General features: G+C 62.2%; 12 protein-coding genes. 7 read left to right on the top strand and 5 right to left on the bottom strand.

All coding sequences use genetic code 11. From position 1 onward, the window contains the following. Positions 1-252: 252 nt before the first annotated feature. A complete protein-coding gene (locus LOY31_RS11415) occupies positions 253-873 on the top strand; it encodes a LysE family translocator (protein ID WP_085608987.1) in 621 nt (206 codons plus the stop codon). On the opposite strand, the gene LOY31_RS11410 is transcribed toward LOY31_RS11415, so the two are convergent. Further along, positions 870-1,283, bottom strand: coding sequence for a VOC family protein (locus LOY31_RS11410; RefSeq protein WP_221533068.1), 414 nt, complete (start codon positions 1,281-1,283; stop codon positions 870-872). The genes LOY31_RS11415 and LOY31_RS11410 overlap by 4 nt on opposite strands. 109 nt (positions 1,284-1,392) lie before the next feature. Between LOY31_RS11410 and LOY31_RS11405 the strand changes: the two genes are divergently transcribed. Genes LOY31_RS11405 through LOY31_RS11395 form a run of 3 tightly spaced genes read left to right on the top strand, consistent with a single transcriptional unit; the run spans position 1,393 to position 3,925 of the window. After that, a complete protein-coding gene (locus LOY31_RS11405) occupies positions 1,393-2,475 on the top strand; it encodes a bifunctional transcriptional activator/DNA repair enzyme AdaA (RefSeq protein WP_258713278.1) in 1,083 nt (360 codons plus the stop codon). A 23-nt stretch (positions 2,476-2,498) separates the two neighbouring features. Next, positions 2,499-3,296: an isocitrate lyase/phosphoenolpyruvate mutase family protein gene (locus LOY31_RS11400; protein WP_258713277.1), complete on the top strand. Its 798-nt coding sequence runs from the start codon at positions 2,499-2,501 to the stop codon at positions 3,294-3,296. Between the two features lie 2 nt (positions 3,297-3,298). Next, entirely contained in the window at positions 3,299-3,925 is a 627-nt protein-coding gene (locus LOY31_RS11395; protein WP_258713276.1) for a DNA-3-methyladenine glycosylase, read from the top strand. A 135-nt stretch (positions 3,926-4,060) separates the two neighbouring features. Here LOY31_RS11395 and LOY31_RS11390 read toward each other — a convergent pair whose 3' ends face one another. The 4 genes from LOY31_RS11390 to LOY31_RS11375 form a co-directional block, all read right to left on the bottom strand. Further along, positions 4,061-5,449 (bottom strand): hypothetical protein, encoded by a 1,389-nt coding sequence (locus tag LOY31_RS11390; RefSeq protein ID WP_258713275.1) that lies wholly within the window; start codon positions 5,447-5,449, stop codon positions 4,061-4,063. Between the two features lie 160 nt (positions 5,450-5,609). Next, a complete protein-coding gene (locus LOY31_RS11385; RefSeq protein WP_258713274.1) occupies positions 5,610-6,707 on the bottom strand; it encodes an extracellular solute-binding protein in 1,098 nt (365 codons plus the stop codon). Between the two features lie 2 nt (positions 6,708-6,709). Then, a complete protein-coding gene (aguA, locus tag LOY31_RS11380) occupies positions 6,710-7,825 on the bottom strand; it encodes an agmatine deiminase (RefSeq protein WP_258713273.1) in 1,116 nt (371 codons plus the stop codon). A gap of 99 nt (positions 7,826-7,924) precedes the next feature. Further along, positions 7,925-8,809: a LysR substrate-binding domain-containing protein gene (locus LOY31_RS11375; protein ID WP_258713272.1), complete on the bottom strand. Its 885-nt coding sequence runs from the start codon at positions 8,807-8,809 to the stop codon at positions 7,925-7,927. A gap of 210 nt (positions 8,810-9,019) precedes the next feature. Between LOY31_RS11375 and LOY31_RS11370 the strand changes: the two genes are divergently transcribed. The 3 genes from LOY31_RS11370 (at position 9,020) to LOY31_RS11360 (ending at position 12,738) form a co-directional block, all read left to right on the top strand. Further along, a complete protein-coding gene (locus tag LOY31_RS11370; RefSeq protein WP_007957018.1) occupies positions 9,020-9,508 on the top strand; it encodes a GFA family protein in 489 nt (162 codons plus the stop codon). Between the two features lie 108 nt (positions 9,509-9,616). Further along, positions 9,617-11,827, top strand: a complete 2,211-nt coding sequence (locus LOY31_RS11365; RefSeq protein WP_258713271.1) for a TonB-dependent siderophore receptor — start codon at positions 9,617-9,619, stop codon at positions 11,825-11,827. 113 nt (positions 11,828-11,940) lie between these two features. Beyond that, positions 11,941-12,738 carry a MipA/OmpV family protein gene (locus tag LOY31_RS11360; RefSeq protein ID WP_258713270.1) on the top strand — a complete coding sequence of 266 codons (798 nt, stop codon included), beginning with the start codon at positions 11,941-11,943 and terminating at the stop codon, positions 12,736-12,738. Positions 12,739-12,741: the final 3 nt, after the last annotated feature.

Here is a 12,741-nt window from a genome sequence, read left to right as displayed (position 1 = left end):
CCTGGGGCCATGGGGAAATGGAAAAGCATTGCGCGAAAGCTTACACGGCAATTGTCCTTTCTGACCCGCCAGATGATTTTTTTCTGGCGGATTCATCACCCTGTGACGAATTCAGAGTTGACGGGACGACAGAAAGTTCGAACGGATGTACGCCCGACCGTCGCTGTACCGCGACACTGCTGCCTGACTGTACGGTTCAGGCCCGCACGCCCGCGTGATAAAAATACCGCTCCCGTCACCGGAGCCCGCCCCATGGATCTCGCCACCCTCTCCCTGTTTCTGCCCGCCTGCTTCGCCTTGAACATGGCGCCGGGGCCGAACAACCTGCTGTCGGTCAGCAACGCCACCCGCTACGGCTATCGTCGCGCCTGCGTGGCCGGGATCGGTCGGTTGCTGGCGTTCGCCGGAATGATCGCCCTTGCGGCGGCAGGGCTGGCAGTGGTGCTGCAAACGTCCGAACTGTTGTTCTATGGGATCAAGATTGTCGGCGCGGGGTATCTGCTGTATCTGGCGTGGCAGCTGTGGCGGGCCAATCCTGCCGCCGAAGACGCGGTTACTGCGCCGGCGAGCGGGCTTCTGGCCCTGGCGCGTCAGGAGTTTTTAGTGGCGGCGGGCAATCCCAAGGCAATTCTTATATTCACCGCTTTTCTGCCGCAATTCGTCGACCCGACCCGCGCCATCACCCCGCAGTTCATGCTGCTGGGCGTGCTGTTCCTGCTGCTGGAATGGATCGCCATCAGCGCCTACGCCTACATGGGCCTGCATATGCGCCGCTGGTTCGCCGAGCCGCGCGGCAAACGGATTTTCAACCGTTGCTGCGCGGGGCTGCTGTCGGCGGCGGCTTCGGTGTTGCTGATGGCCAAACGCGCCTAAGCTTCGGACGGGCCTTTGAGTTCGACCTGATTGCCGTCCGGGTCGAAGCAGTACAGCGACAGGCCGTAGCCCTCGGCTCCAAAACGGGTGGCGGCTTTTTCGACGGTCAGGCCGCAGGATTGCAGATGGCTGACCAGTGCCGCTTCATCGAACGGCTCGATGCGCAGGCAGAAGTGATCGACGTTGCGCCGTTCGCTGCCGGCAGCGGCGCCACCCTTGCGGCCGATTTCCCCGTCGAGGTCGACCAGATCGATCATCGACGTGCCAGCACGCAGGTGCACCAGGCCGAACTTTTCGTTGCGCTTGACCACTTCGGCACCGAAGACCCGGTCGTAGAAATCAATGCTGCGTTGCAGATCGGCGACGCGCAGCACGATGTGATCGATGTGTTGAATCGTGAACGGTGGCATACCTTCATTTCCCGAGTTGTAGCGACCCGATCACTGTAGTGCAGCGGCCCGAAAATTCACTGTCGATTTTTCGGTGGAGCCATCGAATAACTGGTTTTATCCTCGGCCCATGAACATACAAGCCGCTGTCCTGCCCCCTCACGCCGAAATGGTTCGCGCCATGCTCGCAAGCGACACTGCCTATGAAGGCGTGTTCTTCACGGCCGTGAAAACCACCGGGATCTTTTGCCGCCCGACCTGCACGGCGCGCAAGCCGAAACCGGAAAACGTCGAGTTCTTCGCCCACGCTGACGAATGCCTGTCCGCCGGTTATCGCGCCTGTTTGCGCTGCAAACCGCTGGACGCTGCCGCGATCGCCCCGGACTGGGTGCAACGACTGTTGAAAGCCGTCGACGCCGATCCCGATGTTCGCTGGAGCGATGCGCAATTGCTCGCCGAGGGCATCGAACCGCTGAAGCTGCGGCGCTGGTTCAAACAGCATTTCGGCATGACCTTTCACGCGTGGCTGCGCACCCGCCGACTTGGCATGGCGCTGGGCGGGATCAAGCAAGGCACGTCCATCGACCACGCCGCATTCGATTCCGGCTATGAATCCCTCAGCGGTTTTCGCGATGCGTTTCAGAAGTCGTTCCACATCACGCCGGGACGCGCGGCATCCAGCGAGCCGTTGCTGTTCACCCGCCTGACCACGCCGTTGGGGCCGATGATCGCCATGGCAGAACGACGCGGGCTGGTATTGCTGGAGTTTCTCGACCGTCCGGCGCTGACCCGAGAAGTTGAAGAATTGCAGAACCGCTACGGCTACGTGGTCGCACCGGGGCACAACGCGCATTTGCAGCAGATCGAAAACGAGCTGGCGCTGTACTTCGCCGGCAAGCTGAGCGAATTCAGCGTGCCGCTGCACCTGCCCGGCAGCGAGTTTGCCCGGCAAGTCTGGAGCGAACTGCGGCAAATCCCCTACGGCCACACCAGCACTTACGGCACCATCGCCGCACGACTGGGCAAACCCGGCGCCAGTCGCGCGGTGGGGCTGGCCAACGGGCACAATCGGCTCTCGATTGTCGTGCCGTGCCATCGGGTGATCGGTGCGGACGGCTCATTGACCGGCTATGGTGGTGGGCAACCGCGCAAGGCGTTTTTGCTCCGGCTGGAAAACGCCGCCGTGCAGCTGACGCAACCTCTGGCTTTCTGAACAACCGACAAGAAGGGATCTCGATGAATTCGCTCGACACTCAGTTTCACCAGTTGCACCACGATGGCCTGCTGATCCTGACCAACGTCGCCGACGCCACGGGTGCGCGGCTGGTCGAGCAACTGGGTGGCAAAGCCGTCGCCACCAGCAGCGCCGCTGTCGCCTGGGCCCACGGTTACCCGGACGGCAACACCCTGCCGCTGGAGCGTTTGATCAGCACCGTGGAATCGATTGCCCGAGTCATCAAGGTGCCGTTGAGCGTGGACATCGAGGCCGGTTATTCCGATGACCTCGGCCGGGTTGCTGAAGTGATCGATGCGGTCATCGCGGCAGGCGCGGTCGGGATCAATATCGAAGACGGCAGCGGCACGCCGGAACTGCTGGTACGCAAGATCGAAGTCGCGCGGCAAGTGGCCGAGAGGCGCAATGTGAAGCTGTTCATCAACGCCCGCACCGACGTTTACCTCAAAGGGCTGGTGCCGGCCGAGGATCGTGTCGCCGAAACCCTGCACCGCGCGGCGCTGTATCAGGCGGCCGGGGCGGATGGATTGTTCGCTGCCGGCGTGACGTCCGCCTACGAAATCGAAGCGATCTGCAAGGGCACGACTTTGCCGGTCAATGTCCTGGGCTTCGCTTGCCTGCCCTCCCCCGAAGAACTGCAAACCCTCGGTGTGCGCCGCTTGAGCGCAGGTTCCGGGATCGCCGAGTTCATGTACGGCGCCATGGGTTCGCTGGTGAAAAGCTTTCTCGCCAGCGGCAAGCTCGACACCCATGACCTCAAGGCCTTCACCTACGGCGAAGTCAACGGTCTGTTGAAGTAACCATGCCCGATCCCTATCAACCGGCCAGCGAGTTTCTGGCCAGCCTCGACGCCGACTGGCAGCGCCACATTGCTGCGGTCGGCCCTTGCCTGCATCAGCCGCATCCCGCGCGTGATCCCTATGAGTCGCTGGTGCGGGCGATTGCCTATCAGCAACTGCACGCCAAGGCGGGCGATGCGATTGTCGGGCGGTTGGTGGGGTTGTTTCCCGGGCAGACGTTTCCACGTCCGGAGCAGATTCTGGCGACGGACTTCGATCAATTGCGCGGTTGTGGGTTTTCGGCGGGCAAGATTGCGACGATTCAGGGGATTGCCCAGGCGACTCTGGACGGTGTGGTGCCGGATTACGCCACGGCGCTGGCGATGGAGGATGAGGCGCTGATCGAGCGGTTGGTCAGCCTGCGCGGGGTTGGGCGCTGGACCGTCGAGATGTTGCTGATTTACAGCCTGGAGCGGCCGGACATTCTGCCGGCGGATGACTTTGGGGTTCGCGAGGGGTATCGGCGGTTGAAGGGGCTGGAGGTGCAGCCTGCGCGCAAGCAGATGATTGAGATCGGGTTGGACTGGAAGCCGTTTCGGACGGTGGCGGCCTGGTATTTGTGGCGGGTGCCGAAAAGCCCCTCACCCTAGCCCTCTCCCAAGGGAGAGGGAACCGATTGGGGGATATTTCAGATATACGCCGACTTGATCCGGTTTTACTGAATCCTTGATCGATTGGGAATATCAGCTCGATGTATACGGTCGGCGCGCTCTGCCTTTGGCTATTTACGGAAAGATCATCTTCATCTCTTTGTCCGAATAATTGTAGTTCCAGCGCAACTCGGTTCCCGCCGCAATATCCTCCGAGGCAAACAGCGCGTTCAACATGTAGGGCCGGTTGACCAGCCGGTCGCCGATCAGCATGTCCGCTTCGACTTTGAACCCGACGATCTGCACGTTATAGCCGTCCGGCGATTGATGGATCGGTTTGCCGGTGGCGTCGTATTCGAAGTTCGAGTTGATCCGCGAAATGATGTTGTCGCCGATGACCACAACTGGATCTTCAACAAACTTTCCTGGTGTGTAATGCACGCTGAAACCCGCCAGCATGGTGAACGTCTGTTCTTCGCGTCGTACCAGACGCACCGGGCTGAGCGTCCCGCCGTAGAGGCCCAGCGCCTCGCCTTTGCTGATTCGTTTGTTGGCGACCACCATGAGTTGTCCGATCAGCGCTTTCTCGCCCGGGACCTTCATGTCGGCCTCGGTAAAGGTGCGCAGCTCGAGTTTCTCTTCGTAGAGCCTCGCGACGTCTTCATAGCCTTCGAACTTGATGTAGGGCTTGATCGGCTCCGAGCGGAAACGCTCCCCGGTGGTCAGTGTGACCAATGTCTCCAGCTTGCGGATCCGCACCGGTCTGCCCAGGGTGTCGCGCAGCGGGTATTTACCGTTGTTGGCACGGTCGTAGGTGCCCAGGCGATTGCCCCGGAAGGAATAGCGCACTTCATCGCGCATGGTCGCCAGTTCCTGATCGGTGTAGGGCTTGACCGGCATCGATTCGGAGGCAAGCTCGAATTCGTCGTCGGCGTCGTCCGCACGAGCCCGTCCTTCGTCGCCCTCCGGATGCGGCATGGCCTCCAGTGTCGAGGCGGCTTCGCTGCGTGGGTCGGCGGTGCGAAAACGGTCGGTGGCAAACTCTTCCAGCGGGTGCCAAAGCTTGCCGTCGCTGTCGCGCTCCAGAACCGGGCCGGAAGGATTGAGTTCGCTGGCCAGTCTGGCCCGGTACAAACCGGTTTGCGGGTCGGCGCCGACCTGAACGATGCCCTGACCGGGCAATTCGGCGAACTGACGGCCCTTGAACGTCCTGAAACCGTCGGCGTCGATGTCTGTCAGCCGGCCCGCCGCCGGGACGTGATATGCCTCCAGCGACGGTTGCCCGACGGTGGGCGCGACCTCCACCACCGGCAGTGCATCGCGAAATGTGATCGATGACGGCGGGCTGACGACCTCTGCGCCGCTGTGATGGGGCGTCCGTGCGCCACTGAAAATTGCGGGCGGCTCCGGCAGATTGCCGTGGACACTCGGTCGAATCACCGGCCCCGACACAGAGCCGTCGGTGGAAGGTTTCAAATGAACATCGGCCGGGCCCGAGCCCTTGACCGGCGGTTTGATTGGCATGTTTTTCTTCCTTGAAAGTTGGCCACTCCAGATCCTGAAAAGTCAGGAGCCGAGAGGGCATCCGGCGTCATTGCCGGTTCAGATCCATGGCGAAAAAACTACCAGACTCACCCCCACACGCCCACGTACAAACCGCTTCAAGATGATTCCCGCCCCCCGTTCACAACCCCGACTTCAACCGGCTGAATGCCCGAATCAATGCCCGGTTGAACGCCTTGCCATTGTCATTTTTGCTGTACAGCGAAGCCCTCACCGCCTGCGGTGGATAGGTACCCGGATCATTGCGAATCGCCGGATCGATCAAGCCATCCGCCGCCGTGATCGCGTTGGCGTAGTGAATGGTGTCAGTGATCGGCGCGATCACTTCAGGCGTCATCAAATAATCCATCAATGCCAGCCCGGCCTCGGGATGCGGTGCATCCTTGGGAATGACCATGGCATCGAACCAGATCAGCGTGCCCTCCTTCGGAATCCGGTAATTCAACTTGAACGGCTTTTTCGCCGCTTCGGCCTGACCCGCCGCGATGGCAACGTTGCCGTTCCACGACATCGCCACGCAGGTGTTGCCGTTGGCCAGGTCGCTGATGTTGAGGTCATTGTCGAAGTAGCGGATGTACGGGCGGATCTTCGCCAGTTGCTGTTCGGCGAGTTTCAGGTCGTCGAGGCTCTGGCGGTTGATGTCCAGGCCCATGTACTTCATGACCGCCGCGAACACTTCGTTCGGGTCGTTGAGCAGGCTCACCCCGCAATCGGCGAATTTCGACACCACTGCCGGATCGAACAACATCGCCCAACTGTCCCTCGGCGCGTCCGGCAGGCGCTGCTTCACGGCCTCCTCCTGATAGCCGACGCCGGTGGTGCCCCAGGCGTAGATCCCGGCGTAGCGGTTGCCCGGATCGAACACCGCCATGTGCTGACGGAACTCATCGCCGACCCCGGCAAAGTGCGGGAGCTGCTGCTTGTTCAGGGTCTGGATCGCGCCGCTCTCGATGGCCCGCGACAGGTGCTGGCCGGCGGTCAGCACCAGGTCGTAGCCGCTGCGGCCGGTGAGCAGTTTGGTCTCGACGGTTTCCAGTGAATCGAAGTGATCGGCGACCACCCGAATCCCGGTTTTCGCCTCGAAATTCTTCAGGGTATCCGGGGCCAGGTACTCACCCCAGATGTACAGGTTGACCACCGGTTTCGCTGTTTCGGCAGCCTGCACACACAGGGGTGCAAGCACCAGCAATAACGCTTTACTCAGTTTGTGCAGGCCCATGGTCAGGCTCCTTTTTTCTGGCCGGCGTATTGCGGCATGGTGATGCACGCGACGTTGCCGCCACCGAGCAGGATTTCCCGGGAGTTTTCGATGCCGACGATCTTGTGCTGCGGGAACAGTTCGGCGAGGGTCGCCAGCGCCACCTGATCGCTGCGATCACCGAACAGCGGCACCACGATCGAGCTGTTGCCGGCGTAGTAGTTGATGTACGAGGCACAGATTTTGGTGCCGGCCTGGCGGGTGTGGGTGCTGTCCTGCTGATCGAGGCCTTCGGCTTCTTCGGCGGTCCACTCCAGCACGTCCGGTTGCGGCAGCTTGTGCACGATCAGTTCGCGGCCACGGCTGTCGCGGGTGCTGCGCAGGATGTCGTAGGCCTCCTGATAGATTTCCCACTGCGGATCGTCGCGGTTGTCGGTCCATTGCAGCACCACTTCGCCGGGGCGCACGAAGCACGCGAGGTCGTCGACGTGCCCGTCGGTTTCGTCGAACCTGCAACCGCGCGGCAGCCAGATCACTTGCTCGGCGCCGAGGTAATCGGTCAGCCGGCGGGTCACTTCGTCCTTGCCCAGGTGCTGGTTGCGATTGCGGTTGAGCAGGCATTGCTCGGTGGTGAGGATGCTGCCCTGGCCGTCACTCTGGATGCCGCCGAGTTCGGCAATCAATGGCGCGCGATAACGGTCGAAGCGTTCGATTTCGAGGATCTTGCTGGCGATCTGGTCGTCCTTGTCCCACGGGTAGTAGAGCCCGCCGTCGAGGCCGCCGTAGGCGTTGAACTCGAAGTCGACGCCACGCACTTCACCGCTTTGATCGTTGACCACAAAGCACGGGCCGCTGTCGCGAAACCAGGTGTCGTTGCAGGTCATCTCCACCACCCGCACTTGCGGCGGCAACTGACGGCGGGCGGTGGCGAACTGGGATGCCGAAGCGCAGACCGTCACCGGTTCGCTGTGGGAGATCGCGGTGACGATCTGCACCCAGACTTTCTGTGCAGGCTTGGCGCCGTTGCGCCAGACGTCGGTGCGCTCCGGCCAGCCGAGCCAGCAACCGGACTTGGCTTCGAATTCGCCGGGCAGACGGAAGCCGTCCTGTTTCGGGGTGGAGTCGAGCAAACGTGCCATGGTCAAACCTCGTCATCGGGATGGGAATGACCTCAGGCTACGGTCGCGGGCGGTCGCGCCGCCAACGATGATTATTTCGGAACAGTTGAATTCAACTCATCAATCGGCCAGTTGATCGTTGAACCATTCCAGCATCTGCGCCACCGCCGGACGCTCCAGCCGCACCCGCTCGCAGACCAGCGCGTATTGGCCCAGCGCGGTCATGCTGGAGGTGAACGGGCGCACCAGACGCCCATTCTGCAAATCCTCCTGCGCCGTGAGGTTGTCGCCCATCGCCACGCCCTGCCCTTGCGCCGCTGCCTCCAGCGCCAGACCGGCGTGGGCGAAATACAACTGTCGTTCCGGGCGCAAATCGCCGGCATGGCTGGTCAGCCACGCGGTCCAGGTCTTGCCGTCCTGGTCGTCGTGCAGCAGGCAATGGCGGGCCAGATCCTTCGGGGTTTTCAGGTTGCCCTGGTTGAACAGACCGGGGCTGCACACCGGGAAGAACTGCAACGCCGGCAACGGGCGGACGAAGTACGCGCTGCTGTCCACCGGGCCGGTGCCGTAGGTGATCGCCAGATCGATGTCTTCGCCGGGCGCGGTGGCGTCGATTGGCTGTTCGTAGAGGTGCAAGGTGATGTGCGGATAACGCGCGTAGAAATCTGTGAGACGGTTCATCAGCCACTTCTGCGCCAGTTCCGCCGTGACCGCCAGCCGCAACACCGCGAGCGAGGATGGATCGCGCAACTCGTCGCAGGCATCGCCGATCAGCTCGAAGGCCTGTTGCAGGCTCTGCATCAAGCGCCCGGCGGCGATGGTCGGGCGAATCTGCCGGCTCTCGCGGATGAACAGCGACACGCCCAGTTGCTCTTCGAGCTGGCGGATCTGGTGGCTGACGGCGCTGTCAGTGACGCACAGCTCGGCGGCGGCCCGACCGAAGTGCGCGTGACGGGCAGCGCATTCGAAGGTTCGCAGGGCGGCCAGTGAAGGTAATCGGCGCATGGGTTTGGGTCCCTTTTTTTGCGGACATGCTGACCGGGCTTTGCGCGGGCGTCCAGTTGCACCGCGTTATCGTTCTTCGCGAGCAAGCCCGCTCCCACACTTGAAATGCGTTCCAACTGTGGGAGCGAGGTTGCTCGCGATAGCGGCGGCACAGACACGACATCTCTTCTAGGCTGAATCGCACCGACAAAAAAAAACTGGAGGCCACTCATGCACCTCGAAGGCTCCTGCCACTGCGGCGCGGTTTCATTCACCCTCGACAGCGCCCACCCCTACCCTTATCAGCGCTGCTACTGCTCGATCTGCCGCAAGACCCAGGGCGGTGGCGGCTTTGCGATCAATCTCGGTGGCGATGCGGCCAGCCTTAAGGTGCGCGGGCGCAAACACATCACGATCTACCACGCGAAAATGAAAGACGAAGGCGAAGCCCGCGCCCACCGCAGCACCGCCGAGCGGCACTTCTGCTCGCTGTGCGGCAGCGGTCTGTGGCTGTTCAGCCCGGAGTGGCCGGAGCTGATCCACCCGTTCGCCTCGGCCATCGACACGCCGCTGCCGGTGCCGCCGGAACACACCCATCTGATGCTCGGCTCCAGGGCCCCGTGGGTCGAAGTGCAAGCGAGCGCCAGGGATCAGCAATTCGACGTTTACCCCGAAGAGTCCATCGCCCAGTGGCATGAACGCCTTGGCCTGACTCGCTGAGCATCGATTCCGTTTATTTTCAGACCGCAGTTCCCTTTTGCATCGCTCGTTCGGTTAACCCACCAGAAGCACTTCAACTACCGATCGATTCGATGCAAAGGGATCTCCATGTCGCACGTCCGTTTCCGTTTTGCCTTGCGCCCGCTGGCGCTGGCCGTTGTGAGTTTTGCCGCCACCGCCCACGCCGCTGAAGCCCCGGCCAAAAAAGAAACCCTGCAACTGGGGGCGACCAATATTTCCGCCCAAGGCCTGGGTGCGACCACCGAAGGCACACAGTCTTACACCACCGGCGCGACGTCCTCGGCCACCGGTTTGCCGTTGTCGATCCGCGAAACCCCGCAATCGGTGACGGTGATCACCCGCCAGCAAATGGACGACCGTGGTGTGCAGAGTGTCGGCGATGCGCTGCGCAACACACCGGGCATCTCGACCCAGAAATACGACAGCGACCGCACCGAGTTTTCCGCTCGCGGTTTTGCCATCACCAACTTCCAGTACGACGGCGTCAACCTGCCCTACGACGGCGTCTACGGCGAGAACCCGAACAACGGCGACGACGCCTCCAGCATCGACCGTGTGGAAGTGATCAAGGGCGCCACCGGCCTGATGACCGGCTCGGGCGATCCGTCGGCCACGGTCAACCTGATCCGCAAGAAGCCGACCAAGGAGTTCAAGGCCTCGATCAGCGGCACCGTCGGTTCGTGGGATGCCTATCGCACCGTCGGCGATATTTCCGGTTCGCTGACCGATTCGGGCAATGTGCGCGGCCGCTTTGTCGGCGCCTATTCGGACAAGAATTCCTATCTCGATCACTACAGCCAGAAGAAGGATCTGTTCTACGGCATCCTCGAAGCCGACCTGACCGACGACACCCTGCTGACCTTCGGCATCGACAAGTCCAGCACCACCCCGCGCGGTACCTCGTGGACCGGCAATCCGGTGTATTTCGCCGACGGCGGCCGCACCGACTTCCCGCGCCACTTCAACAGCGGCGCCGACTGGAGCCGTCGCGACTTCGACAACATCACCTACTTCGCCTCGCTGGAACAGGCGCTGGCCAACGACTGGAAATTCAAGGTCAGCCTCGACCAAAAAACCACCGACCACGACACTCGACTCGCCTCGGCCAGCGGCGGCAACCCGGATCGCGCCACCGGCGAAGGCATGTTCCTGTATTGGGGCCGCTGGGAAGGTCATCGGGTGCAGAACACTGCTGACGTCAACGTCTCCGGCCCGTTCACCCTCGTCGGCCGCGAGCATGAGCTGATCGCCGGCGTGATGACCTCGCACTCGCGCCAGACCGGTTCGACCTACGACACCAGCGCTTTCGAACTGGTGCCCGGCAGCATTTACGACTGGAACGGAGACCTGCCGAAACAGGACTTCCCGAAGAACGGCAAATACGAGCGCACCCAGAGCCAGAACGGCGTTTACCTGGCCACCCGCCTGCACCCGACCGACGATTTGTCGGTGATCCTCGGCAGCCGCCTGAGCACCTTCAAATACAACGAAGACTACCGCTACAACACCAGCGCCGGCCTCGACGACACCAACGCCAGCTACAAGGAACACGGCGTGGTCACGCCATACGCCGGGCTGGTCTATGACCTCGACGACACCTACTCCGTGTACACCAGCTACACCAGCATCTACCAGCCGCAAACCTACAAGGACATCAACGGCTCGACCCTGGCCCCGGTGGAAGGCGACAGCTACGAGGCCGGTCTGAAAGCGGCGTATTTCGACGGTCGCCTGAATGCCAGCCTGGCGTTTTTCCGCATTGAGCAGGACGGCGTAGCCGAGTCGATCGGCACCAACGCCGTCACCAACGAAGGCATCTACAAAGCCATCGACGGCGCGACTACCAAAGGCGTCGAACTGGAACTGGCCGGTGAACTGGCCGCCGGCTGGAACGTCTCCGCCGGCTACACCTACGCCCGCACCCGCGATGCCGACGAACAGCGGATCTACGGCTACCCGCTGTCCACCACCAAACCGGAACACGTGGTGCGCACCTTCACCACCTATCGTTTGCCGGGCATGCTCGACAAGGTCACCGTGGGTGGCGGCATCAGCTGGCAGAGCGCGTTCTACGGCAAGATCTACAGCGCTCCGGCCGGCGATTACACGCGCATCAAACAGGGCGGCTACACCCTGGTCGACCTGATGACCCGCTATCAGTACAACGAGCACCTGAGCTTCACCGTCAATGCCAACAACGTGTTCGACAAGAAGTACCTGACGGGTCTGGGCAACTTCGACACCACGTTCTACGGCGAGCCGCGCAACCTGATGCTCACCACCAAGTGGGATTTCTGATTCAGCGCCAACGGCGGCTTCACAGTCTTTGACAGTTTCCCGACAAAGCTGCCAAAGATTGCCGGCCGCCACCTCACTAGCATGGGCGCATCCAACCTCCCCTCGGGTGCCCCATGCCGGTTTCGTTACGCACATTTTCGCTGTCCCTGACCTCCCTCTGCCTGCTGCTGCCGGGCGATTCGCTGCGCGCCGAAGACTGGCACGCCACCCTGCGCGCCGGTGCCGCCAGTGCGCCGCGTTACAGCGGCAGTGATGAGCGGGTAGTGGCGCCGTTGGTGGGCGTGGAAATCGTCAGCCCCTATGGCGTGTTTCTCGACAGCAGCCGAGGCCTCGGCTGGGGCTTCGACGAAGAGGACTTCGGCCTCAGCGTCTACGTCGGCGCCAGCGACGTGCGCAAGGATCGCAAGACCGGATTCAAAGGCTCGGACGAGCTCAACGGCATGGGTTCGATCAAGTCGCGCCCGGTGATCGGGCTCGACGGGACCTATCACATGGGCCCGATCATTCTCGGCGCAAGCTTCGAGCATGCGCTGGAAAAGGACGACGATGACCACGACACCGGCTCGTCGTGGAACCGCCTCAAGCTGAGCATCAGCGCGCCGTTCTACGAAGGACGTTTCGGCAAAGTCACCGGCGGCCTCAACAGCCAGTTCGGCGACAGTAATTACATGCGCACCTGGTACGGCGTCAGCGATGCCCAGGCCTCGCGCAGTCAGTTTCGCGCGTACAAGGCCCGGGCCGGGTTGGTCAGTCGCGGTGCGGACCTGACCTGGTCGCTGCCGCTGGATGAGCAATGGAGCGTGTCGACCGTTCTGGCGGTGCAGTACCTGAGCCACGAAGCGGCCGACAGCCCGATTGTCGAGCGCCGGTTGCAGGCCTCACTCGCCGGGCAAGTGGTCTACACCTTTTGATCG

It is taken from the genome of Pseudomonas sp. B21-021 (assembly GCF_024749205.1).
GTDB lineage: Bacteria > Pseudomonadota > Gammaproteobacteria > Pseudomonadales > Pseudomonadaceae > Aquipseudomonas > Aquipseudomonas paraglycinae.
Note: the sequence above shows the minus strand (reverse complement) of the source record. Positions and strands in the feature narration are given on the sequence as shown.

Coding starts and splice junctions, on each gene's coding strand:
- LOY31_RS11370 (WP_007957018.1), top strand. CDS start 9,020: ATGCACCTCGAAGGCTCCTGCCACTGCGGCGCGGTTTCATTCACCCTC.
- LOY31_RS11410 (WP_221533068.1), bottom strand. CDS start 1,283: ATGCCACCGTTCACGATTCAACACATCGATCACATCGTGCTGCGCGTC.
- LOY31_RS11400 (WP_258713277.1), top strand. CDS start 2,499: ATGAATTCGCTCGACACTCAGTTTCACCAGTTGCACCACGATGGCCTG.
- LOY31_RS11405 (WP_258713278.1), top strand. CDS start 1,393: ATGAACATACAAGCCGCTGTCCTGCCCCCTCACGCCGAAATGGTTCGC.
- LOY31_RS11385 (WP_258713274.1), bottom strand. CDS start 6,707: ATGGGCCTGCACAAACTGAGTAAAGCGTTATTGCTGGTGCTTGCACCC.
- LOY31_RS11365 (WP_258713271.1), top strand. CDS start 9,617: ATGTCGCACGTCCGTTTCCGTTTTGCCTTGCGCCCGCTGGCGCTGGCC.
- LOY31_RS11415 (WP_085608987.1), top strand. CDS start 253: ATGGATCTCGCCACCCTCTCCCTGTTTCTGCCCGCCTGCTTCGCCTTG.
- LOY31_RS11395 (WP_258713276.1), top strand. CDS start 3,299: ATGCCCGATCCCTATCAACCGGCCAGCGAGTTTCTGGCCAGCCTCGAC.
- aguA (WP_258713273.1), bottom strand. CDS start 7,825: ATGGCACGTTTGCTCGACTCCACCCCGAAACAGGACGGCTTCCGTCTG.
- LOY31_RS11360 (WP_258713270.1), top strand. CDS start 11,941: ATGCCGGTTTCGTTACGCACATTTTCGCTGTCCCTGACCTCCCTCTGC.
- LOY31_RS11390 (WP_258713275.1), bottom strand. CDS start 5,449: ATGCCAATCAAACCGCCGGTCAAGGGCTCGGGCCCGGCCGATGTTCAT.
- LOY31_RS11375 (WP_258713272.1), bottom strand. CDS start 8,809: ATGCGCCGATTACCTTCACTGGCCGCCCTGCGAACCTTCGAATGCGCT.